We start from the raw sequence: 23,032 nt of genomic DNA, 5'->3' as shown, positions 1-23,032 counted from the left end.
CGTCCTGCCAGCGAGGTTTGCCGATGCGTCTCGCCACCCTGATCCTGTCCGCCACCGTCGCCTCGGCGCCGCTGATCCTGCCGCCACGGGCCCTGGCCCAGGCGCAGCCGGCCCCGGCTCCCGCTTCGGCCCCGGCCACCCCGGAAAGCTTCGCACCGCTGGCGCGGCGGCTGCTGCCCTCCGTGGTCAACATCCAGACCAACCAGACGCTGCAGGCGCGCGGCAACCGCCCCGATGCGCCCGAGATGCCGCAGGCGCCGCCGGGCAGCCCGTTCGAGGAACTGTTCCGCGACTTCTTCGAACGCAACCGGCCGCCCGGCGCCCGCCCCGGCCAGCCGCCGCGCCGCCAGCAGAGCCAAGGCTCGGGCTTCATCATCGAGGCGTCCGGCATCGTGGTCACCAACAACCACGTCATCGACGGCGCCGACGAGATCAACGTGGTGCTGCAGGACAACACCACGCTGCGGGCCGAACTGGTCGGCACCGACCAGCGCACCGATCTTGCGGTGCTGCGGGTGAAGTCGGACAAGCCGCTGCCGGTGGTGGGCTTCGGCGACTCCGATCGGGCCGAGGTCGGTGACTGGGTGCTGGCCATCGGCAACCCGCTCGGCTTCGGCGGCAGCGTGACCTCGGGCATCGTGTCGGCCCGTGGCCGCAACATCAATGCCGGGCCGTATGATGATTTCATCCAGACGGATGCTGCCATCAACCGCGGCAATTCCGGCGGTCCCTTGTTCAACGTCCAGGGCGAGGTGATCGGCATCAACACGGCCATCGTCTCCCCCTCGGGCGGATCGATCGGCATCGGCTTCGCCATTCCGTCCAACCTGGCCAAGAACATCGTGGCGCAGCTGCAGGACACCGGAAAGGTGCGGCGCGGCTGGCTCGGCGTGAACATCCAGCAGGTGACGGACGAGATCGCCGAGAGCCTCGGCCTGCAGGGTGGTGGCCGCGGCGCGCTGGTGGCCCGCGCGCAGGAAGGCGGCCCGGCTGCCCAGGGCGGCATCCAGAACGGCGACGTGATCCTGCGCTTCAACGGCCACGACGTGCGCGAGATGCGCCAGCTGCCGCGCGTTGTTGCCGAGACCCCGGTTGGCACCAAGGCGCCGGTGGTGGTGTGGCGCGACGGCCGGGAGCAGACGCTGGAACTGACCGTTGCCGAACTGCCGGCCGAGCAGCAGCAGGCTGCCGCCGCCACCGCGCCCGAGGCGCCGCGCCCCGGCGCCACGATGGAGCTGTCGGGCCTGGGCATGAAGGTGGCTCCGGTTTCGCCCGAAACGCGTGAGCGCTTCAGCCTGAAGGAGGATGCGCGCGGCGTGGTGGTGACGGAGGTGTCACCCGGCAGCTCCGCCGCCGAGCGCGGGCTGTCCGCCGGCGACCTGATTGTCGAGGTGCAGCAGAACCGCGTCACGACCCCGCAGGAAGTGCAGGAGCAGCTGGAGCGGCTGCGCCGGCAGAACCGCCCCTCGGCCCTGCTGCTGATCGAGAACGGCCAGGGACAGCGTTTCGTGCCGTTGCGCCTGGCGCCGGAAGGCGGCAGCGGCAGCCCAGGGTAAGGTGGGGCAGGAGCCGCGTTCCGCCACGGGTGACTGAGCCAGCCTGGTCACCTGCGGTGGCGGGTGGACCATGCCGCCGATCCGGTCGGGAGGATCACGGTTCCGACCGGCGGCCAGTACCCGCAGCCGGGCATCCGGAGGAGGGACGCGCCTCCTCCGGCCTTTACGCGACGAACTCGGCCGCGCGATACCCCTGCGCGAAGAGCAGGGCCCGCAGATCCGAATGATCCACCCGAACCCGCGCCGAGGCCGCCACCACCGGCTTGGCATGATAGGCCACCCCCAGCCCAGCGGCGCCGATCATTGCCAGGTCGTTGGCGCCGTCGCCGACCGCGATGCTGTCCGCCAGGGGCAGGCCCCGTTCGGCGCAGAGCCGCTTCAGCGTCGCCAGCTTGCTGTCGCGGTCGAACACCGGCTCGGCCACAGTGCCGGTCAGCACCCTGCCGTCATCCTCCAGGATGTTGGCGTGATGGCTGGTGAAGCCGGCCCATCGCGCGACGCGGCTGGTGAACCAGGTGAAGCCCCCCGAGGCCAGGGCGCAATGCGCGCCTCCGGCCGCCATGGTGCGCACCAGCGCCTCGGCACCCGGCATCAGCCGCACGCCCTTCCAGGTTTCCTCCAGCGCCGACACATCGAGGCCCCTCAGCATGGCGACGCGTTCGCGCAGGGCGGTGGCGAAGTCGATCTCGCCATTCATCGACCGACGGGTGATCTCGGCCACGCGCTCCTTCAGCCCGGCATAGGCGGCCAGCTCGTCCAGCGTCTCGCTGGTGACGATCGTGCTGTCCATATCGGCGATCAGCAGCTTCTTGCGCCGTCCTTCCGCCGGCTGGGCGACGAGGTCCACCGCGGCGCCATCCAGCGCCAGCCGCGCAGCGGCCTCGGCCTGTTCCGTGGCCAGGCCGGTGAAGGGCAGGTCCACCGCCTCGGCCTCCGACAGCCAGTCCGGCGTGCCGGTATCGGCACCGAGGGGGGTGAGCGCATCGCGGATGCGCGCGGGAAGGGCGCCCGGCAGGGCGCCGGGCGGGGCGATCAGGGTGAGCACATGCTGCATGGCGCGCGGACCATGCCCGGTGCGGCATGAGCGATCAACCATTCGCTCTGCTGATCGCGGGCCCGACAGCCAGCGGCAAGTCGGCCCTGGCGCTGGGCGTGGCCGGGGCGCTGGGCGGCACGGTGATCAACACCGACAGCATGCAGGTCTATGCCGGGCCGCGGGTGCTGACCGCGCAGCCGAGCGAGGCGGAGATGCAGGTGGTGCCGCACCGCCTGTACGGCGTGCGCGATCCGGCGGAGGCTGCCAGCGTCGCCTGGTGGCGGGAACAGGCACTGGCCGAGATGGCGGCCGCCCGGGCGGCGGGCCGGCTGCCCATCCTGTGCGGCGGCACCGGCCTGTATTTCCGCGCCCTGACCGAAGGTCTGACCGAGATCCCGCCCGTGCCGGCTGTGGCGCGGGAGGAAGCGCGGCACCTGCTGTCCGCCGAGGGTCCGGCCGCGCTGCACGCCCGGCTGCTGGCGGCCGATCCGGACAGCGCCGCGACGCTGCGTCCTTCCGACGGTCAGCGCCTGGCCCGTGCCTGGGAGGTATGGCGGGGCACCGGGCGCGGCATGGCCTTCTGGCACCGGGAAGGCGGCACCGGTCCCGCGATGCTGCGGGACGTGCCCTGGCGCTTCGCGGCAATCCGCCTCGACCCGCCGCGCGATGCCCTGCGCGCGGCCATTGGCCTTCGCTGGGCCGCCATGCTGCGGGGCGGGGCGGAGGCCGAGGTGGCGGCGCTGCTGGCGCGTGGCCTCGATCCCGCCCTGCCGGCGATGCGGGCGCATGGCGTGCCGGAGCTGGGCGCCGTGCAGCGCGGCGAGATCGGGCTGGAGGAGGCAGGGCGGCGGGCCTGCCTTGCTATCGGCCAGTACACCAAGCGCCAAGCCACCTGGTACCGGCACCACGCCCTGGCTGCCCCGAGCCAGACGCATACGATCCATGCGCGAATCACGGGTATGGAGCAATTTTCAGAAAGAGAAAGGCTGGAAATTTTAGCGTTTGTTCGTTCCTGCGTTGACGGGTCAGGAACGGCCCATTAGACCGGCGCTTCCGGCCACAGTTTCGGCTGCCAAGCAGAACGCTTTAAGCAACCGCAGGAAAGCCAGCATCATGTCCTCCGCCATCCTTCCCGCCGCGTCCGAGACCCAGTCCATGACGGGTGCCGAGATCGTCCTGCGCGCGCTGAAGGAACAGGGCGTCGAGGTCATCTTCGGCTATCCGGGCGGTGCCGTGCTGCCGATCTACGATGCCATCTTTCAGCAGAACGCCATCCGCCACATCCTGGTGCGGCACGAGCAGGCGGCGGTGCACGCTGCCGAGGGCTATGCCCGCTCCACCGGCAAGGTGGGCTGCGTGCTGGTGACTTCCGGCCCCGGCGCCACCAACGCGGTGACCGGGCTGGTGGACGCGCTGCTGGACAGCATCCCCATCGTCTGCCTGACCGGGCAGGTACCGACTCACCTGATCGGCAACGACGCCTTCCAGGAGGCCGACACCACCGGCATCACCCGTCCGGCCACCAAGCACAACTACCTGGTTAAGCAGATGGACCGGCTGGCCAGCACGGTGCACGAGGCGTTCTACGTGGCGCGCTCCGGCCGCCCCGGCCCGGTGGTGATCGACCTGCCCAAGGACATCCTGATCGGCAAGGGGCAGTACTCCCCGCCGCCGTCGCAGGAGCACCGCTCCTACCGCCCGCAGACCGAGCCCGATGCCGGGCAGATCCGCAAGGCGGTGCGGCTGCTGAAGGAAGCCCGCCGCCCGGTGGTGTATGCCGGTGGCGGTGTGATCAATGCCGGACCGGAAGCCTCCGCGCTGTTGACGAAATTCGTCCGCATGGCCGGGCTGCCCTGCACCAACACCCTGATGGGGCTCGGCGCCTACCCGTCCTCGGACCCGCAGTTCCTGGGCATGCTGGGCATGCACGGAACCTATGAGGCCAACATGGCCATGCATGGCAGCGACGTGATGTTCAACATCGGTGCGCGCTTCGATGACCGGGTGACCGGGCGGCTGAACGCCTTCGCGCCGAACTCGGTGAAGATCCACGCCGATATCGACCCGTCCTCGATCAACAAGAACGTCAAGGTCGAGGTGCCGATCGTCGGCGACGCCGCCGCCGTGCTGCGCGCGCTGATCGCCGCCTGGGAGGAGGACGGCGCCGGGCAGGATCGCCCGGCGCTGGCCGCATGGTGGCGCCAGATCGACGAGTGGCGCGGCCGGAGCTGCCTGCACTATGTTCAGGAAGGCCGCATCATCAAGCCGCAGCACGCGGTGAAGCGCCTGTACGAGCTGACGCAGGAAAGCGGCCGCGAGACCTTCATCACCACCGAAGTCGGCCAGCACCAGATGTGGGCGGCGCAGTATTTCGGCTTCGAGAAGCCGAACCGCTGGATGACCTCGGGCGGGCTCGGCACCATGGGCTACGGCCTGCCGGCGGCGATGGGCGTGCAGGTGGCGCATCCGGACGCGCTGGTGATCGACATCGCCGGCGAGGCCTCGATCCTGATGAATATCCAGGAGATGTCGACGCTGGCGCAGTATCGCCTGCCAGTGAAGGTGTTCATCCTGAACAACCAGTACATGGGCATGGTGCGGCAGTGGCAGGAACTGCTGCATGGCGGCCGCTATTCCGAGAGCTATTCCGAGGCACTGCCGGATTTCGTGAAGCTGGCCGAGAGCTTTCACGGCGTCGGCATGCGGGCCGAGACCGCCGATGACCTCGACCGAGTGATCCGCGAGATGATCGCCATCGACCGCCCCGTCATCGTTGATGTCGCGGTGGACGAGAAGGAAAACGTGTTCCCGATGATCCCGTCCGGCGCCGCGCATAACGAGATGCTGCTGGCGCCCGGCCAGATCGCCGCCGGCTCCGGTGTCACCGATGAAGGGACGGCGCTGGTCTGATGCCCGACGCGAGCGACAATTCCTTTCGCGCGGCGACCATCGCCGTGCTGGTGGAAAACGAATCCGGCGTGCTGGCCCGCGTCATCGGTCTGTTCTCGGGCCGCGGCTACAACATCGACAGCCTGACCGTGGCGCCGGTGGATGCGGACGGGAAGCTGTCCCGCATCACCGTGGTGACTTCGGGCACCGAGATGGTGATCGAGCAGATCAAGGCGCAGCTCGACCGCTTGGTGCCGGTGCATAAGGTGGCCGACCTCACGCTGGAAGGGCCGCATGTCAGCCGCGAGCTGGCGCTGATCAAGGTGGCCGGCTCCGGCTCCGGCCGCCAGGAAGCGCTGCGCCTCGCCGATGCGTTCCGTGCGCGCGTGGTGGATGCGACAACCGAAAGCTTCGTGTTCGAGATGACGGGCAGCGGCGAGAAGCTTGACGCCTTCATCGCGCTGATGCGGCCGGTCGGCCTCGTGGAAGTGTCGCGCACCGGCGTGGTGTCGATCGCACGGGGTGCGAAGGGCCTTTAAGACCGCCAGGGGCATCCCGCCCCTGGATCCTATCCATCTGGCAGGTTCCGGGAACCGCGTTCCAGGCAGGACTCTGCGGAAGGAAGGACGTCTCCTTCCGCAGAATGAGCAAACCAAGGGGAGAGCGCTGACGATGCGTGTCTATTACGACCGTGATGCCGATGTGAATTTGATCAAGGCGCGCAAGGTTGCCGTGATCGGCTTCGGCAGCCAGGGCCATGCCCATGCCATGAACATGCGGGATTCCGGCGTGGCCGAGGTCGTGATTGGCCTGCGTCCCGGCGGCTCCGCCCAGAAGGCCGAGGCGGCCGGCTTCAAGGTCCTTCCGCCCGCCGAGGCGGCGAAATGGGCCGACGTGGTGATGGTGCTGACGCCGGATGAGGGCCAGGGCGACCTGTACCGCGACCATCTGCACGCCAACATGAAGGAAGGCGCGGCGCTGGCTTTCGCTCACGGCCTGAACGTGCATTTCAACCTGATCGAGCCGCGCCCGGACATCGACGTGTTCATGATCGCGCCGAAGGGTCCCGGCCACACGGTGCGCGGCGAGTACCAGAAGGGCGGCGGCGTGCCCTGCCTGGTGGCGGTGCACCAGAACCCGTCGGGCAACGCGCTGGAGATCGCGCTGTCCTACGCCTCGGCCGTCGGTGGCGGCCGCTCCGGCATCATCGAGACCACCTTCAAGGAAGAATGCGAGACCGACCTGTTCGGCGAGCAGGTGGTGCTGTGCGGCGGCCTAGTGGAGCTGATCAAGGCCGGCTTCGAGACGCTGGTGGAAGCCGGCTACGCGCCGGAGATGGCTTACTTCGAATGCCTGCACGAGGTGAAGCTGATCGTCGACCTCATCTATGAGGGCGGCATCGCCAACATGAACTATTCCATCTCCAATACGGCCGAGTATGGCGAATACGTCACCGGGCCGCGCATCATCACCGCCGAAACCAAGGCCGAGATGAAGCGCGTGCTGGCCGACATCCAGTCGGGCAAGTTCACCCGCGACTGGATGCTGGAGAACAAGGTCAACCAGGCTTCCTTCAAGGCCACGCGCCGCCGCCTGGCCGAGCACTCCATCGAGGAAGTGGGCACCAAGCTGCGTGGCATGATGCCGTGGATCACCAAGGGCGCGCTGGTCGACAAGACCAAGAACTGAGCGGCGCCGGGGGCGACTTCCCGGCCTTTCCCGATCCGAAGGCGCACCGGCTCTGGCCGGGGCGCCTTTTTCACGTTCAGGCGCGGCGCAGGTTCCAGAACACCGGGGCGCCCTTCACCATGCCGGACAGCTCGGCGCGGTAGGCGGTGCTCTGATAGAACAGCCCGACCGGGATGAACGGCACGTCGGCGAAGGCCGCCGCCTGCATGGCGCGGCCCAGGGCCGGATGGTCTTCCGGCGGCGTGTCGAACCACTGGTCGCGCAGGGCTTCCAGCCGCTCGCTCGTTGGCGAGCCGACGATGGAGCGGCGCCCATTGCCGCGCAGGTAGTTGTGCGCCGCCGGGTTCACCCAGCTTGCCCCCGCCGTGCTGACGCAGACCGAGTTCCAACCACCCCGCTGGGGCGGTTCCTGATTGGCGATGCGGCGGATGAAGGTGCCGAAATCCATCGCCTGCAGATCGACGTTCAGGCCGCACCGGCGCAGCAAGTCGGCCGCCACCAGGTTCATGGCGCTGACCGACGGGTAATCGGTCGGCTGCAGATGGACGATGCGCTCACCCCGGTAGCCGGCCTCGGTCAGGGCCCGCCTCACCGCATCGAGGTCGCGCGGGCCGGTCAGCGCCGCCATGCCTTCGTCGCTGGCCATCGGGGAGCCGGGCAGGAAGAAGCCCAGCTCGTCCCGCCACAGGCTGCGGTCGGTGCCGGCTACCGCCTGCATGAAATCGGCCTGCGACACGGCGCCGAGCAGGGCGCGGCGCATCTCCGGCCGGTCGAAGGGCGGGTGCAGCTGGTTGAACCGCAGGAAGGCGGGGGAGCCCGCGGTGTCCAGCACCTCCAGCCGGATGCCGCGGCGCCCGCGCAGCGCCTCGGCCAGGTCGGCGGGGGGCTGTTCCCACCAATCCACCTCGCCCTGCTGCAGCGCCGCCGCGGCGGTGGCGGGATCGGGCAGGGACACCCATTCGACCCGGTCGAAATGCGCCACCTTGGGACCGGCCAGCAGGCTGGGCGCGTCGCCCTCCCGCGGGACGTAGCCCTCGAAGCGCTGGTACACGGTGCGGGCGCCGACCACATGCTCGCCGGCCACGAAGCGGTAGGGGCCGCTGCCCACCATCTCGGTGACCTGCGTGCCGGGATCGGTCAGCGCCAGGCGCTCCGGCATGATGAAGCAGTTCATGGTGCCGGGCTTGCCGAGGGCGTCGGGCAGCATCGCGAAGGGACGCTTCAGGCGGAACAGCAGCCTGGTGTCGTCCAGCGCCGCGACCTCGTCGCACATCGCCATCAGGGCGATGCCGAAGGTGTCGCGCTGACCCCAGCGGCGGATGCTGGCCACGGCGTCGCGGGCGCGCACCGGTTCTCCGTCATGGAAGCGCAGGCCCGGCCGCAAGGTGATGGTCCAGCGGCGGCCGCCATCCTCCACCACGTGGCCGGCGGCCATCTGCGGCTGCGGTTGAAGCCCGGTGTCCACGCCGTAGAGCGTGTCGAACACCATCAGCCCATGGTTGCGGGTGACGATGCCGGGCGTCCAGACCGGGTCCAGGATGGTGAGGTCGGCCTGCGGCACGAAGCGCAGCGGCCGGGCGGATTGGCCCCGGGCGAGGCGCGGCATGGCCAGGCCGGCGGCACCGCTCAGCAGGGCGGCCAGTGCCGGGCGGCGGCCGAGGAAGGCGGTGCGGAAGCGGGGCATGTGCGGCATGGCGGCACAGCCTGTGGGCCGCCGGCCGGGGCCGTCAATACGTTCCTGCCCTGCAACCTCGCCCCCGGCGCAGCATTGCACCGCAGCAGCAGCCCCAAGGAAGCGTCACGATGCGCCTGTTCAATTGCGAGGTCTGTGGACAGCTTCTCTACTTCGAGAACACGCAATGCATGCGCTGCGGTGCCACGCTGGGCTATCTGCCGAACAAGAACCGGCTGAGCGCCCTGAACCCGGCGGCGGGCGAGGAGGGGGTGGTGTCCGGCGGAACCGCATCGGAAGAAGCGGCGCAGGGGCAGGCGGCCGGCGCCGATGGTTCGGGACAGCCGGAGGTCGGCGCCCAGGCGGCACCGCAGTTCTGGCGCCCGAGGGCCGATCCGGACCGCACCTACCGGTTCTGCACCAATGCCCAGCACGAGGCCTGCAACTGGATGCTGCCGGATGACGCGCCGGACCAGTTCTGCCAGGCCTGCCGCCATAACCGCACCATCCCCGACCTGTCGGACCAGCAGAACCTGGAGCGCTGGCGCAAGATCGAGGTGGCGAAGCGCCGCGCCTTCTATGGCTTCATCCGCCTGGGCCTGCCGTTGCGCAGCCGCGTGGAGGACCCCGTGGCCGGGCTGGCCTTCGACTTCCTGGCGGATGCGCCCGACGCCGCGCAGAAGGTGATGACCGGCCATGACAACGGCCTCATCACCCTGGCGCTGGTGGAGGCCGACGACGTCGAACGGGTGCGGCGGCGCAACATGATGGGCGAGCCCTACCGGACGCTGCTGGGGCATTTCCGGCATGAATCCGGCCATTACTTCTGGGACCGCCTGGTGCGGGACGGCGGCAGGCTGGCGCAGTGCCGGGAGATCTTCGGCGACGACACGCAGGATTACGGCGCTGGCCTGCAGCGACACTACAAGGAGGGCCCGCCGCCGGAATGGCAGGAGCACTTCGTGTCCAGCTACGCCACCGCCCATCCGTGGGAGGATTTCGCCGAAACCTGGGCGCATTACCTGCACATCGTCGACACCATGGAGATGGCGCGGGCCTTCGGCATCGGCATCGACCCAGCGGCCGACCGTCGCAACGAACTCACGGCGGAGGTGGATTTCGACCCATATCGCTCCACCGACATCAACGAGCTGATGGAGGCCTGGGTCCCGCTCACCGCCGCGGTGAACAGCCTGAACCGCTGCATGGGCACCGCGGACCTGTATCCCTTCGTGCTGTCGCCGGGCGTGGTGCGGAAGCTCGGCTTCATCCAGGCGCTGGTGCACAGTCTTCCGCCGGACTGAGCGGAGCATCTGGCCCGTTGACGGGCGGGCCACTCCCTGGCCACGCTCGTTGCCATGACCATCCTGGCCCCAGACAGCTGCTACCCCCGCGACTTCGCCGGCTACGGCGCCAACCCGCCGGACCCTCAATGGCCGGGCGGCGCCAGGCTCGCCCTGTCCTTCGTGCTCAACTACGAGGAAGGCGGCGAGAACACGGTGCTGAACGGCGATGCCGGCAGCGAGATCTACCTGAACGAGACCCCCGGCGGAGCGCCGGTGCTCGGCCAGCGCGACATCGGCAAGGAAAGCCAATTCGACTACGGCGCAAGGGCCGGGGTGTGGCGCATCCTCCGCCTCTTCGCGGAGCGTGGCCTGACGCTCACCGTCTACGGCGTCGGGCGGGCGCTGGAGCTGAACCCGCAGGTCGGCGCCGCCTTCGCCGCCGCCGGTCATGAGGTGGCCAGCCATGGTTGGCGCTGGATCAACTACCAGGACGTGGACGAGGCGACCGAGCGCCGGCACATCGCGCAATGCGTCGAGACGATCGGGCGGGTGGTGGGGAAGAAGCCGGTCGGCTGGTACACCGGCCGCATCAGCGAGCGCACGCGGCGCCTCGTCGCCGAGCATGGCGGCTTCCTGTACGACAGCGACGCCTATGACGACGACCTGCCCTATTACGTCACTGCCGCCGGCAGGCCGCTGCTGGTGGTCCCCTACACGCTCGACAACAACGACATGAAGTTCGCGGTGCCGCCCGGCTTCACCGCCAATGACGGCTTCACCCAGCACCTGACCGATGCCTTCGACTTCCTGCGCGAGGAAGGGCGGACGGCGCCCAAGATGATGAGCGTCGGGCTGCATTGCCGGCTGGTCGGCCGCCCCGGCCGCGCCGCCGCCCTGGCCCGCTTCCTCGACCACGTGGTGGCGCATCGGGATGTTTGGGTGGCGACCCGGGAGCAGATCGCCCGCCACTGGCTGGCGGTGCATCCGCCGCGTTGAACGGCAAGCGGACGCGCCCCTTGCGTGCTGCCCGCCCACTGGCCTATCGTTTCGCCCATGTTCGCCACCCCGCGCGCCCTTCCGCTGCCGACCGGCCGTTCCGCCGGCCCCGGCGCTTGCGCGCTGTCCGGCCTCCTTCTTCTTCGACTTAGCCGCCCCTGGGCGTGACGCCCGGCTGACTTGCCGGCTTCGCTCAGGGGGATGACCCGGGCGAGGCGCGCCCGCAGCCCACGTCACATGGCTTTAAAGAAGGAAACGGCCCATGGCCCTGAACCATCCCAGCTTCGGCACCATCGACGACAACCGCGTCATCGTGTTCGACACCACCCTGCGCGACGGCGAGCAATCCCCCGGCTTCTCCATGAACCTGGAGGAGAAGCTGCGCATGGCCGACGCCCTGGCCGAGCTGGGCGTCGACGTGATGGAAGCCGGCTTTCCGATTGCCAGCCAGGGCGATTTCGAGAGCGTGCGCTCGATCGCCGAGCGCTTCGCCAAGGAGGGCCCCGTGGTGTGCGGCCTGTCCCGATCGGCCCCCGGTGACATCCTGCGCGCCGCCGAAGCGGTGAAGCCCGCCGCCCGCCAGCGCATCCATACCTTTCTGTCCACCTCGGACCTGCACATGCGCGTCAAGCTGCGCATGAGCCGGGAAGACGTTCTGGAAGCGATCTCCCGATCGGTCACCCTGGCCCGCGACCACGTAGCCGATGTGGAATGGTCGGCCGAGGATGGCTCGCGCACCGATCCCGATTTCCTGTGCCGCTGCGTCGAGGCGGCGATCCGCGCCGGCGCCACCACCATCAACATCCCCGATACCGTGGGCTATGCCGTGCCGGCCGACCTGCACCGCATCTTCGCCATGCTGCGGGAGCGGGTGCCGGGCGCCGATGGCGTGATCTTCTCGGCCCACAACCACGATGATCTGGGCCTGGCGGTCGCCAACACCCTCGCCTCCATTCAGGCGGGAGCGCGGCAGGTGGAGGCCACCATCAACGGCATCGGCGAGCGGGCCGGCAATGCCAGTCTGGAGGAGGTGGCGATGGCGCTGCGCACGCGCCAGGATGCCATCCCCTTCACCACCGGCATCAACACCCAGAACATCCTGCGCACCAGCCGGCTGCTGGCCACCATCACCGGCTTCGACGTGCAGCCCAACAAGGCGATCGTCGGGCGGAACGCCTTCGCGCATGAGAGCGGCATCCACCAGGATGGTGTGCTGAAGGACAAGGCCACTTACGAGATCATGACGCCGGAAAGCGTCGGCTGGAGCACCAACTCGCTGGTGCTGGGCAAGCATTCCGGCCGCGCCGCCTTCCGCGATAAGCTGTCGACGCTGGGCTACACGCTGGGCGACAACCAGCTGAACGACGCCTTCCGCCGCTTCAAGGATCTCGCCGACCGCAAGAAGGTTGTCTACGACGAGGACATCGTCGCGCTGGTCGATGACGAGGTGGTCCGCATCAAGGACCGGGTGAAGCTGGTGGCGCTGACCGTGGCCACCGGGCTCGGAACTCGTCCCGCCGCCAGCCTGTCGCTGGAAGTCGATGGCGAGCTGTGCGACGCGGTAGCCGGCGGCGATGGCGCGGTGGATGCCACCTTCAATGCCATCCAGCAGGTGGTGCCGCACCGCGCCGAGCTGAAGCTGTTCGCCGTGCAGTCGGTCACCGGCGGCACCGACGCCCAGGCGCGCGTCACGGTGCGGCTGGAGGAGGATGGCAAGCTGGTGGACGGGCAGGGTGCCGATACCGACACCATCATCGCCTCGGCCCGTGCCTATGTGCACGCCTTGAACAAGCTGCTGGCGAAGCGCGGCCGGACGGCGCCGCCGGAGATGGCCCAGGCCGGCTGAAGCCGCAGGCGGCCTTCCGGTCCGATGAACGGGCAGGGGCGCTTCGGCGCCCTGCTTCTTTGCGGGCTGGTGACAACCGGTCCCGCGATGCGATCTTGGCTTGTGCCGGGCCGCGGTTTGGTGGTGTTGTGGAATTGTCGCGATGCCGGCAGGCCATGCGCGCGAAGGAGGCCAGAATGCCCCATCATTGGATTGAGAAGCCGTCCGACCTGACGCTGTGCCTCAGCGGCTACCCGATCCGCCTGCGTCTCCGCACCGGCCGGGAGCAGCCCTATACGCTGGAATTCGATGGCCGGCCCGACCGGCATTTCTCAGGGCTGGCTCAGGCCAAGACCGAGGCGCTGATCAGCGCCGCCGAATGGGATTTGCTGATCGCCCGCGCCCTGGCGGATTGAACACCCGACCTAGGCATCGCATCAGTGATGTTGAGATGGGGAAGGGAATGGTGGGCGCACAAGGGCTCGAACCTTGGACCCGCTGATTAAGAGTCAGCTGCTCTACCAACTGAGCTATGCGCCCCCAAACGGGGAATTCCCAACCGGTCTGGCGTGTCCGCCTTGCCCGTGGCGGGGCTTTTAACCGATCCAGACCGTCGCGCAACCCCCTTATTCCCGGCTGGCCGCAAATTCCGCATCGCGATGCACGAAGACGGACATCATCAATCCGAAGCCCAGCATCGAGGTCAGCATCGCCGAGCCGCCATGGCTGATCAACGGCAGCGGCACCCCGCCCACCGGGATGGAGCCGGTGACCATGCCGATGTTGACAAACACGTACAGGAAGTAATTCACGCCCAGCCCGACCGCGACCAGCCGGCCATACTGGTGCCGGGTGCGCAGGGCCACCAGCAGCGCGAACAGCACCACCGCCGCCAGCAGCAACAGCGTGCCCATGGCGCCGACCATCCCGAACTCCTCGGCCAGCATGGTAAAGATGAAGTCGGTCTGCTTTTCCGGCAGGAAGTTCAGGTGGCCCTGCGTGCCCTGCAGAAAGCCCTTGCCCCAGAGGCCGCCGGAGCCGAGCGCGATCTTGGACTGGATGATGTTGTAGCCGCTGCCCAGCGGATCGCTTTCGGGGTCCAGGAACACATCGATCCGCGCCCGTTGATAGTCGTGCAGATGCCCATAGGCCAGCGGTGCGATGCCGGCGGCGGCGCCGATCACCAGGGCGAACTTCCACCAGCGAACCCCGGCGGCCCAGAAGACGGCGCCGCCGATCATCAGCGTGATCAGCCCGGTGCCCAGATTGGGCTGCTTCAGGATCAGCCCGACCGGCAGCAGCACCGCCAGAAGCGGCGGGATCAGGAACAGGATGTTTCCGGCGCGTTTCCAGCTGGCGCGGTGGAACCAATGCGCCAGGGCCAGCACCAGCATAATCTTCATCAGCTCGGAAGGCTGCAGCTGCACCGGCCCGATCTCGATCCAGCGTTGCGCGCCCTTGCCGACCTGGCCGTGCAGTGCCACCAGCACCAGCAGCGCCACGCCCAGCGCGTAGCCGGCCCAGGACAGCTTCGCGATCACCCGGATGTCCACCAGGGCGATGCCCAGCATCATCACCAGCCCGAAGGCGAAGCGCAGCGCGTGCCGGCCGGCATAGGGCTCCGGCGCGCCGCCGCCGGCGGAATACAGCGCCACGTAGCCCACCCCGGCCACGCCGCAGAGCAACAGGACAAGCACCCACGGCACGCGCCACAGCTTGCCCAACAGGCCGGAACCACGGTCCCGGGTCAGCAGGCGGCGCTCGAACACGGTCATGGCCGCGGGCCCTGCCGGTCCGCCAGCCGGGCGGGCGGCGCTGGCGGCGCGTCGCGCAGGCGGTGCATCACGTCCACCATGATGTCGCGCGCCAGCGGGGCGGCGGCGCCGGCGCCGCTCAGGCCATGCTCCACCACCACGGAGATGGCGTAGCGCGGGCTGTCATAGGGGGCAAAGGCCACGAACAGGGCATGCGGCCGCCATTCCCTGGGCATCGCCTCCGCACGGTAGCCGCGCTCGCGCTGCTCGCGGGTGACGCGGCGCACCTGCACCGAGCCGGTCTTGCCGGCCATGATGCCGAGATGGCCGGGAAGCGCGGCCGCCCTGGCCGTGCCGCTGCCCTCGTTCACCACGGCCCACATGCCCTCGCGGATCAGCGTCAGGTCGCGATGGGGAATGTCGAGGCTGGGCCAGTCCTCGGCGCGGTTGCCCCGCACCGGCCTGCCGTCCACGCTGTGCGTCAGGTGGGGCTGCACGGCGCGTCCGGTGGCCAGCCGGGCGGTCATGGTGGCCAGCGACAGCGGCGTCATCTGGTAGAAGCCCTGGCCGATGCCGTGCACCACCGTGTCGCCCAGGTTCCAGGGCTTGCCCTGGCGGATGCGCCATTCGCGCGTCGGCACGAAGCCCGGCTTGGCGCCCGGCAGGTCGATCTCCGGGTCCACGCCGAGGCCGAGGCGGCGCGCCATGGCGGCGATCCGGTCGATGCCGGTGCGCCGCGCCGCCTCGTAAAAATAGCAGTCGCAGGAATGCTTCAGCGCACCGCGCAGGTCGAGGCTGCCATGGCCGGTGCGGCGCCAGCAGTGGAACCGCGTGTCGCCCAGGTCGTAATGGCCTGGGCAGGGGATGCGCTCGGTCGGCGTCATCGTCTTGGCATCCAGCGCCGCCAGTCCCACCACCATCTTGAAGGTGGAGCCGGGGGCATAGAGGCCGGTGGTGGCCTTGTTGATCAGCGGAGTCACGCGGCTGCGGGTCCATTCGCGCCATTGCGCCGCCGAGATGCCGGAGGAGAACAGGTTGGGGTCGAAGGAAGGCTGGCTGGCCAGAGCCAGCACTTCTCCGTTCTGCGCGTCCAGCACCACCACGCTGGTGCCGTCCCCGATGCGGCCGCGCACCGCCTTCTGCAGCTCGGCATCCACAGATATCTGCACGTCCTGGCCGGGGAGGCCCTCGCGCCGGTCCAGCTCGCGGATCACGCGGCCGACGGCGTTGACCTCCATCTCCACCGTGCCGGCACGGCCGCGCAGCACGCGGTCGTGGAAGCGTTCCACTCCGGCCCGGCCGACGCGGATGCCGGGCAGGCTCAGCAGCGGGTCCTCGTTCATGTCGGCCTCGGCCGGCGGGGCGACATAGCCCACCACATGCGCCAGGTGCTCGGCATAGGCATAGGCACGGGTGGTGCCGACATCCACCGAGATGCCGGGCAGATCCGGAGCGTTGACCTCGATGCGTGCCATCTCCTCCCAGCTCAGGAACTCGCGCACCACCACGGGCACGAAGCGGCGACGGCGGCGGATCTCGCGCGCGATGCGCGCGCGCTCGGCCTCGGTGAGCGGCACGAGGTGGCTGAAGGTATCGAGGGTGGCGCCGACATCCTCGGCCTGCTCGGCGGTCAGCAGCACCCGCCAGTTCAGGTCATTGGCACTGACCACGCGTCCGGCGCGGTCCAGGATGCGGCCGCGGGGCGGCGCCAGGAGACGGGTGGAAACGCGGTTCTCCTCGGCCAGCGTGGCATAGCGCTCGCCTTCTTGCAGCTGCAGCTTCTGCAGCCGGTAGCCCAGGAAGCCGAACAAGCCGAGCTGGCCGGCACCGAGCAACAGGGCGCGGCGGGTGAACACGCTGCGGCGGAGTTCCTCGTCCCGTCGGCTCATCTCAGGCGAGATCCTCAGCGCGCTGCATGGAACGGTGCAGGCGGGTCAGCAGGGCGGCCACGGGCGGGTAGAAGCCGATCGCGAGCAGAAGCTGCACCACCGCCGCAGCAGCCTGTGGCAACCGCCAGGTCAGCACAGCCTGCAATCCGTGGCCCAGCAGGGTGGCGGCGAGGGCAAAGGCGGCGAAGGCCAGCCACACCGTCCAGAAGGCCTGCCGCGCCAGGACGCGGCGCAGCCGCAGGGCGGCACCCTGCATCAGCAGCGCGATCAGCACTCCGGTGCCGACCGGCGCGAACACCAGCAGGTCCTGTAGCAGGCCGAGCAGGCCGCAGAGCGGCGGCGGCAGCGCCGCGGGCCGGAACACCGACCAGAAGAACAGGCAACACAGCAGCAGGGCCGGCACCGCGCTCGGCAGGCCGACCGGCGCGGCCGCCAGAATCATGGCCAGGGCGGTGGCGGTGGCGGGCAGGGCGGCGCGCCCCCAGGCATCGAGGTGCTTCAGCAACTCGGACAGGGGATGGGCGCCCTGCTTCATGGTCGGGGTCAGCGCCGGGCGCGGGGTTCGGGCCGCGCCACTGCCTCCGGCGGCAGGATGCCGGACAGGCCGAACTCGAAGATCCGCAGCATGTCCAGCCGGTCCAGCCGGGCGAACAGTTCGACCTCGGGCGTGCCGTTGGCGCCCCGGCGCACCACCCCCACCGGCAGGCCTGCGGGAAACACGCCGGCCTCGGCGCTGGTGACCACGCGCTCGCCTTCCTGCGGCGGCGCATCGGCCGGGTAGTGCTCGAGGCGCGGCAGGCGGCCATTGGTGCCGGCCAGCATGGCGCGGGCCCGGCTGCGTTCCAGCACCACCGGGATGCGGCTATTCATGTCGGTGACCAGCAGCACGCGGGCGGAGCGACTGCCCACCTCGGTGACCCGACCGGCCAGGCCGCGCTCATCCAGCGCCACCTGCCCTTTGCGGAGCGGCACGTCAGGCGGCACCGCCAGCAGCACGGCCCGGGCATAGGTGCCTCCGGCATCGGCGACCACGCGGGCGGTGTGGAAGCTGGCCGGTGCCTCGGGCAGGAAACCCAGCTGCCGGCGCAGCAGCGCGTTCTCCGATCCGAGCGACAGGGCGGCGGCCTGCCAGCGGTGCAGGCGGGCGTTCTCGTCCCGCAGCCGTGCATTCTCCGCCCGCAGGTCGCGCCATTCGGCCAGTTCGGACAGCAGGCCGCGCACCGCCGACACCGGCTCGGTGATCAGGCCGTAGACCGGCGCCAGCGTGTCCGCCAGCGCCATTCGGCCGCGCTCAACCATGGCGGTATCCGCCTTGCCGAGCAGCATGATGCCCAGCGCCGCCGCGATCAGGACCGGCAGGGAAAGGCGGGACAAAGCCTGCCGCAGCGGAATGCTGAGACGGATCACGCAGCCTCCAACCACCCGGAATCAGCGGGCGAGGCGAGTATAGGACGTCCCGGCCTTAATACATCGACGATAGAACGTGGCGCAGCCGTTTCATCTCATCGAGTGCACGGCCTGTGCCCAGGGCGACACAGGCGAGCGGGTCCTCCGCCACCGAGACCGGCAGGCCGGTCGAGTCGCGCAGCACCTCGTCGAGCCGCTGCAGCAGGGCGCCGCCGCCGGTCAGCACGATGCCCTTGTCGACGATGTCGGCGGCCAGTTCGGGCGGCGTGTTCTCCAGCGCTACCTTCACCGCCTCGATGATCTGCGACACCGGCTCGGCGATGGCCTCGGCCACCTGCCGCTGGCTGACCACCACCTCGCGCGGGACGCCGTTCATCAGGTCGCGGCCCTTGACCTCGGCCATCGGGCCTTCCTCGCCATAGCCGGGATAGGCGGCGGCGCCGATCTGCAGCTTGATGCGCTCGGCGGTGCTTTCGCCGATCAGCAGGTTGAAGTGGCGGCGGATGTAGCTGATGATCGCCTCGTCGAGCTTGTCGCCACCGACGCGGACCGAGCGTGCGTAGACGATGCCGCCCAGGCTGATCACCGCGACCTCCGTGGTACCGCCGCCGATGTCCACCACCATGGAACCGGAGGGCTCCGTTACCGGCAGGCCGGCACCGATCGCGGCCGCCATCGGCTCCTCGATCAGCATCACCTTGCGTGCTCCGGCGGATTCGGCACTCTCCTGAATGGCGCGGCGCTCCACGGCGGTGGAGCCGGAGGGCACGCACACGATGATCATCGGCGAAGCGAAGCCTCGCCGGTTGTGCACCTTGCGGATGAAATGCTTGATCATCTCCTCCGCGACCTCGAAATCGGCGATGACGCCGTCGCGCAGCGGCCGGATGGCGGCGATGTTGCCCGGCGTGCGGCCCAGCATCATCTTGGCTTCTTCCCCCACGGCCAGCACCTGCTTGCGGCCCCTGATGTCGGCGATCGCCACCACCGACGGCTCGTTGAGCACGATGCCGCGCCCCTTCACGTAGACCAGCGTGTTGGCAGTGCCGAGATCGATGGCCATATCGGCCGAGAGGAAGCCGAACAAGCGGGAGAACATGCAGCGGACCTTCCGGGCAAGTCACCCGGCGCGAACCGGCGTGACAGGGCGCCGTGGATTACCGCTGCGGCAAGGGTGGCTCAAGCTGCAATCGTTGATCGTGCCGAAACCTTCCCGCCAAGGTTGCGTTCCGGCCACAGCATCCCCCCACGAAAATGGCTTGAGGAGCTTTATCTCATGCGCAAGATCACCCTGGCCGTGCTGGCGAGCGCCGCGCTCGGCCTGACCGGCTGCGGCTACAGCACGGGCGACCGTGCGGCGTCGGGCGGCCTGCTGGGCGCCGGCACGGGTGCGGCCATTGGCTCCTTTTCGGGCAATGCCGGCGCCGGAGCCCTGATCGGCGGTGCCGCGGGTGCCGCAGGTGGCGCGCTGACGGGCCCCGACAGCGTCAATCTCGGCCGTCCCGCCTGGCGCTGATCGCCCGCTCGCGGAATGCCGCGGCCTTGCTTGGCAACCGGGATCAGGCGGCTCTGGCCTGCTCCCGGCCTTCCCGTGTCCGGCCGTCGGCGCGGAACAACTGAACCGCCCGGCGCACCTGCCGCTCCAGTTCCCCAAGGTTGTCCGACCTGAGGCCGTCAGCCTGAAGGGCTTGTTGCGCTACGGCGCGAAACATCCAGCCGGGCCGCGCCCGGGCTGCGATGGCGACGCCCATGAAGCAGCCGCCGATGTCCAAAGGCCGTGAACGGATCATAAAGGCGGGGTCCAGTTTGGCGCCGGGAATGGCGAGCGGGCCGGGAGATGAGGGCTCCGCCGCCGTTCCACAACGCACAACATTGCCCGGCTCCTCCGGCGGGCACGCATGCATAGCCCCATGCGCGAAACGCAGGACTACATTTCAACCCATTCGCGCAGTAGATTATGGTATGCCGCCGTCACTCCCAGTACGCCAGCGTGGCCATCGCCCAGATCCGCCCGCAGGTGGCGGATCGACAGGTCCATCTCGTACAACATGCGGCGACGGTCATCCTGCTTGACCAAGGACTGCGTCCAGAAGAACGACGCCCAGCGGGAACCCCGGGTCACCGGCTCCACCCGATGCAGGCTGCTCGCGGGGTACACCACCATGTGGCCGGCCGGCAGCTTCACCCGCTGCTGGCCATAGGTGTCCTCCACCACCAGCTCGCCGCCGTCATAATCATCCGGCGGCGTCAGGAACAGGGTGGAAGAGACATCGGTGCGGATGCGCGCGCCGGTGCCCGGCACGGGGCGGATGGCGTTGTCCACATGAGCATGAAACGTCATGCCCATGTCATACCGGTTGAACAAAGGTGGAAACACCTTCAGCGGCAGCGCGGCGGTGGCGAACTGCGCGCTGCGCCCCAACGCTCGCAGCACCAGCTCGCTCAACTCGCGGCCCTGGGGTGAATCCTGCGGCACCTGAAGATTGCGCTTCGCCTGGGCCGACTGGTCGCCGGCGGTGACGCGGCCATCCACCCAGGCGGCCGCGGCCAGCACCTGCCGGCAATAGGCCACCTCGTCGGCGGTCAGCAGGTCCGGGATGTGCACCAGCATGGCGGTCAGAACTCCGCGGCCAGCGACACCAGAACCGTGCGCCCGGGGGAGGGAACGGCGCGGCTATTGAAGAATGCTTCGTAGTTCAGCGCGTCACCCAGATTATAGCCATTCACCTGCAGGCGGAGGTTGCTGTTGATCCGGTGAGAGATCAGCGCATCGAACACCAGGTTCGCCGGCACCTCGTTGGTGTTTGCGGCATCGGTGAAGACCTTGTCGCGCCACGTCACGCCGCCGCCCAGCGTCAGGTTCCAGGGCTGGTCCTTGTTGACCTCGTAGGTGGTCCAGAGCGACGCCGCGTTCTGCGGCACGTACTGCACGCGCTTGCCGAGATTGGCGGGATTGATGGATTCGCGCGTCTCGCTATCCATCGCGGTATAGTTCGCGGTGATCATCCAGGCGGGGGTGATGTTGCCGGTGACGCCGACCTCGACGCCCTGGTTGCGCTGCTGGTCACTGGTCTGGAACGCCGCGCCGGCATCATCCGTCTGCGTCGCATTGTCTTTGTCGATGCGGTAGAGCGAGCCATACAGGCCGAGCCGGTTGTTCAGCACGCCCACCTTCGCGCCCAGCTCCCACAGCGTGTTGCGCTCGGGGTCGAAGCCGCTCCGATAGTTCAGGGTGGCGGCGGGGAAGGTGGTGAACAGGAAGCCCGGCGGCGTCGAGGAGGTGGAGTAGGTCGCGTAATAGGTCTGGCTGGGCGTCGGCTGCCACACCACCGATGCGCGCGGGTCGACCACGGTGCTGTCGGTCTTGATGCTGTCCGCCGCGCCGGTAGCGAAGGCGAGGGAGTTGTAATCCACCTCGAAGCGGGAAACGCGCAGGCCACCGATTAGGGAGAGTTCCGGCGTCAGCCACAGCCGCTCGTTCAGGAATGCGGCGTAGGTGGTGATGCCGGCGGTGCGATTGTTGCTCGCCGCGCCGCGGGACAGGGATACGTTGTCGGTGCCGCCGAACACCGAAACGGCGGGGCGTGCCGAAGCGTAGCCATAGCCCGTGCGGTCGAAATCCTCGTAGGATACGTCGATGCCGCCCACCAGTTCGTGCCGCAGCGGGCCAGTAGTGAAACGCGCCGTCGCGGTGGCGACGTTCTGGATCGCCCAGCTTTCCTGGTGATAGGGCGTGCTCGGCCCGGCGCCGACCGTGACGTTGGGCCGCCCGCCTGCCCGCAGCCCAGCGAAACAGGCCGCATCGCAGGAGGCGGTGGTGTAGGCGAAGTCGCGATCGATGAAGGACAGCCGCGTGTCGTTCTGCAGCGTCAGCCAGTCATTCACCGTGTGGCTCAGCCGCGCGGTCAGGACGTCCGTCGTCACCTCGTCCCGGTCGCTGCCGAGCCCGTACCAGGTGCCACGCGGCACGCCATACTCGGTGATCGGCCGCCCGGTGGTGCTGCCGGGCACGCGCACGATCGGCACGCCGGCATCGGTGGCGTTGTCGTACTCATAGTGCTGGTAGTGCAGCGAGAAGGTGGTGTCGGTGCCGAGGCCGAAGGCGATGGAGGGCGCGATGCCCCACCGCCTGCTGTCGACATCCTCGCGCCCGACCACTTTGCTGGACTGGCCCATGAGGTTCAGCCGGATCGCGCTGGTTTCGCCGATCTGCTGGTTCAGGTCGAGCACGCCGCGCGCGAAGGGGCCCATGCCGCCGGTCGCGGTGCCGCCATAGGAATTGCCCAGGTGCGGCGTGCGCGTCTGCACCGCGATGCCGCCACCCACAGCGCCGGCGCCCAGGGCGAAGCCGGACGGGCCCTTCAGCACCGACACGTCCTCATAGGTGAAGGCATCGCGCTGGTAGGCGCCGAAATCGCGCAGCCCATCGACGTAGATGTCGTTCTGCGCGGCGAAGCCGCGGATGCGGAACTGGTCGCCGGCGACGCCGCCATTGCCCTCGCCGGCGGACATGGTGATGCCGGGGACGTTGCGCAGCGCCTGTTCCAGCGTGGTGACGTTCTGCTGCTCCAGCACCTCGCGCGGGATCACATTCACCGTTTGCGGGGTATCCTGGACAGAGCCGGGCAGGCGGCCGATCGGCACGGCGCGGCGCAGGGTGTTGGCGGGCTCGGCGGCCTCCACATCCACCTGTGGCAGCAGCAGCACGCCACTGCCTGCGGCTGGCGCCCCGCCCTGGGCCAGGGCCAGGCCTGGAAGGCCGGCGGCGAGTCCGGCGGCCACCACGGCATGCGAGCTGGCCCCACGCGGCCCGGATTGGCTGGTCATGTTCAAACGTCCGCAAGTGATACTTATTCGCATTTGCTAGGGCGATGAGCCGTCACGGTCAATCCAGATTCGGCGCGCGGTGGCCGGCTTCGAGACGCCTGGGCTCCGCCAGGCGTTTTCCCACCGCCGATCCTGCGCCATGATGAAGGATGACCCGGCGTCCCGCATTCTGGCGTCAGGCGTTCCTCGGGCGGCCCCGCCGCCCC

Annotated in this window: 19 protein-coding genes and 1 tRNA gene; 10 read left to right on the top strand and 10 right to left on the bottom strand. The window is 69.2% G+C overall.

Annotated elements, in window-relative coordinates:
• Positions 1–23: 23 nt before the first annotated feature.
• Positions 24–1,556 (top strand): DegQ family serine endoprotease, encoded by a 1,533-nt coding sequence (locus D2K64_RS00960; protein WP_120005760.1) that lies wholly within the window; start codon positions 24–26, stop codon positions 1,554–1,556.
• A gap of 163 nt (positions 1,557–1,719) precedes the next feature.
• Here the strand turns inward: D2K64_RS00960 and serB are convergent, their stop codons facing one another.
• Complete coding sequence (serB, locus tag D2K64_RS00955; RefSeq protein WP_120005758.1) at positions 1,720–2,610, bottom strand: phosphoserine phosphatase SerB; 891 nt, start codon at positions 2,608–2,610, stop codon at positions 1,720–1,722.
• A 26-nt stretch (positions 2,611–2,636) separates the two neighbouring features.
• Here serB and miaA point away from each other — a divergent pair, with 26 nt between their 5' ends.
• The 4 genes from miaA (at position 2,637) to ilvC (ending at position 7,170) form a co-directional block, all read left to right on the top strand.
• On the top strand, positions 2,637–3,635 hold the full coding sequence (miaA, locus tag D2K64_RS00950; protein ID WP_120005756.1) for a tRNA (adenosine(37)-N6)-dimethylallyltransferase MiaA: 999 nt from the start codon (positions 2,637–2,639) through the stop codon (positions 3,633–3,635).
• A 70-nt stretch (positions 3,636–3,705) separates the two neighbouring features.
• Positions 3,706–5,502 (top strand): acetolactate synthase 3 large subunit, encoded by a 1,797-nt coding sequence (locus D2K64_RS00945; protein ID WP_120005754.1) that lies wholly within the window; start codon positions 3,706–3,708, stop codon positions 5,500–5,502.
• A complete protein-coding gene (gene ilvN, locus D2K64_RS00940) occupies positions 5,502–6,020 on the top strand; it encodes an acetolactate synthase small subunit (protein ID WP_120005752.1) in 519 nt (172 codons plus the stop codon). Before D2K64_RS00945 ends, ilvN begins: the two co-directional genes overlap by 1 nt.
• Before the next feature lie 133 nt (positions 6,021–6,153).
• The gene (ilvC, locus tag D2K64_RS00935) at positions 6,154–7,170 is read left to right on the top strand and encodes a ketol-acid reductoisomerase (RefSeq protein ID WP_120005750.1); all 1,017 of its coding nucleotides are present in this window, start codon (positions 6,154–6,156) and stop codon (positions 7,168–7,170) included.
• A 76-nt stretch (positions 7,171–7,246) separates the two neighbouring features.
• On the opposite strand, the gene D2K64_RS00930 is transcribed toward ilvC, so the two are convergent.
• Positions 7,247–8,854, bottom strand: coding sequence for an ABC transporter substrate-binding protein (locus D2K64_RS00930; protein WP_370764291.1), 1,608 nt, complete (start codon positions 8,852–8,854; stop codon positions 7,247–7,249).
• 119 nt (positions 8,855–8,973) lie between these two features.
• Between D2K64_RS00930 and D2K64_RS00925 the strand changes: the two genes are divergently transcribed.
• From D2K64_RS00925 to D2K64_RS00910, 4 genes are all read left to right on the top strand, one after another.
• The gene (locus D2K64_RS00925; RefSeq protein ID WP_120005746.1) at positions 8,974–10,146 is read left to right on the top strand and encodes a zinc-binding metallopeptidase family protein; all 1,173 of its coding nucleotides are present in this window, start codon (positions 8,974–8,976) and stop codon (positions 10,144–10,146) included.
• A 54-nt stretch (positions 10,147–10,200) separates the two neighbouring features.
• Positions 10,201–11,124, top strand: coding sequence for an allantoinase PuuE (gene puuE, locus D2K64_RS00920; RefSeq protein WP_120005744.1), 924 nt, complete (start codon positions 10,201–10,203; stop codon positions 11,122–11,124).
• 262 nt (positions 11,125–11,386) lie between these two features.
• Positions 11,387–12,970 carry a 2-isopropylmalate synthase gene (locus tag D2K64_RS00915; protein ID WP_120005742.1) on the top strand — a complete coding sequence of 528 codons (1,584 nt, stop codon included), beginning with the start codon at positions 11,387–11,389 and terminating at the stop codon, positions 12,968–12,970.
• 176 nt (positions 12,971–13,146) lie between these two features.
• A complete protein-coding gene (locus D2K64_RS00910) occupies positions 13,147–13,365 on the top strand; it encodes a hypothetical protein (RefSeq protein ID WP_120005740.1) in 219 nt (72 codons plus the stop codon).
• A gap of 48 nt (positions 13,366–13,413) precedes the next feature.
• Here the strand turns inward: D2K64_RS00910 and D2K64_RS00905 are convergent.
• The 6 genes from D2K64_RS00905 to D2K64_RS00880 all read right to left on the bottom strand — a co-directional run bounded on the left by D2K64_RS00905 (position 13,414) and on the right by D2K64_RS00880 (position 19,098).
• Positions 13,414–13,489, bottom strand: a tRNA-Lys gene (locus D2K64_RS00905).
• 86 nt (positions 13,490–13,575) lie between these two features.
• Entirely contained in the window at positions 13,576–14,724 is a 1,149-nt protein-coding gene (gene rodA / locus D2K64_RS00900) for a rod shape-determining protein RodA (protein WP_120005738.1), read from the bottom strand.
• Positions 14,721–16,592, bottom strand: a complete 1,872-nt coding sequence (mrdA, locus tag D2K64_RS00895) for a penicillin-binding protein 2 (protein ID WP_120005736.1) — start codon at positions 16,590–16,592, stop codon at positions 14,721–14,723. Before mrdA ends, rodA begins: the two co-directional genes overlap by 4 nt.
• A 1-nt stretch (position 16,593) precedes the next feature.
• The gene (gene mreD / locus D2K64_RS00890; RefSeq protein ID WP_120005734.1) at positions 16,594–17,127 is read right to left on the bottom strand and encodes a rod shape-determining protein MreD; all 534 of its coding nucleotides are present in this window, start codon (positions 17,125–17,127) and stop codon (positions 16,594–16,596) included.
• 8 nt (positions 17,128–17,135) lie between these two features.
• Positions 17,136–17,999 carry a rod shape-determining protein MreC gene (mreC, locus tag D2K64_RS00885; RefSeq protein ID WP_120005732.1) on the bottom strand — a complete coding sequence of 288 codons (864 nt, stop codon included), beginning with the start codon at positions 17,997–17,999 and terminating at the stop codon, positions 17,136–17,138.
• A 55-nt stretch (positions 18,000–18,054) separates the two neighbouring features.
• The gene (locus D2K64_RS00880; RefSeq protein ID WP_120005730.1) at positions 18,055–19,098 is read right to left on the bottom strand and encodes a rod shape-determining protein; all 1,044 of its coding nucleotides are present in this window, start codon (positions 19,096–19,098) and stop codon (positions 18,055–18,057) included.
• Between the two features lie 177 nt (positions 19,099–19,275).
• Here D2K64_RS00880 and D2K64_RS00875 point away from each other — a divergent pair, with 177 nt between their 5' ends.
• Positions 19,276–19,515 (top strand): YMGG-like glycine zipper-containing protein, encoded by a 240-nt coding sequence (locus D2K64_RS00875; RefSeq protein WP_120005728.1) that lies wholly within the window; start codon positions 19,276–19,278, stop codon positions 19,513–19,515.
• A gap of 411 nt (positions 19,516–19,926) precedes the next feature.
• Here D2K64_RS00875 and D2K64_RS00865 read toward each other — a convergent pair whose 3' ends face one another.
• Positions 19,927–20,610, bottom strand: coding sequence for a Fe2+-dependent dioxygenase (locus tag D2K64_RS00865; protein WP_120005724.1), 684 nt, complete (start codon positions 20,608–20,610; stop codon positions 19,927–19,929).
• Positions 20,611–20,615: 5 nt separating this feature from the next.
• Positions 20,616–22,826, bottom strand: a complete 2,211-nt coding sequence (locus D2K64_RS00860) for a TonB-dependent receptor (RefSeq protein ID WP_238383932.1) — start codon at positions 22,824–22,826, stop codon at positions 20,616–20,618.
• Positions 22,827–23,032 lie beyond the last annotated feature (206 nt).

It is taken from the genome of Teichococcus vastitatis, from assembly GCF_003604215.1.
GTDB classification, from domain to species: Bacteria; Pseudomonadota; Alphaproteobacteria; order Acetobacterales; family Acetobacteraceae; genus Pseudoroseomonas; species Pseudoroseomonas vastitatis.
The sequence above is the reverse complement of the archived record's forward strand: the minus strand, read 5'-3'. Positions and strand labels throughout refer to the sequence as shown.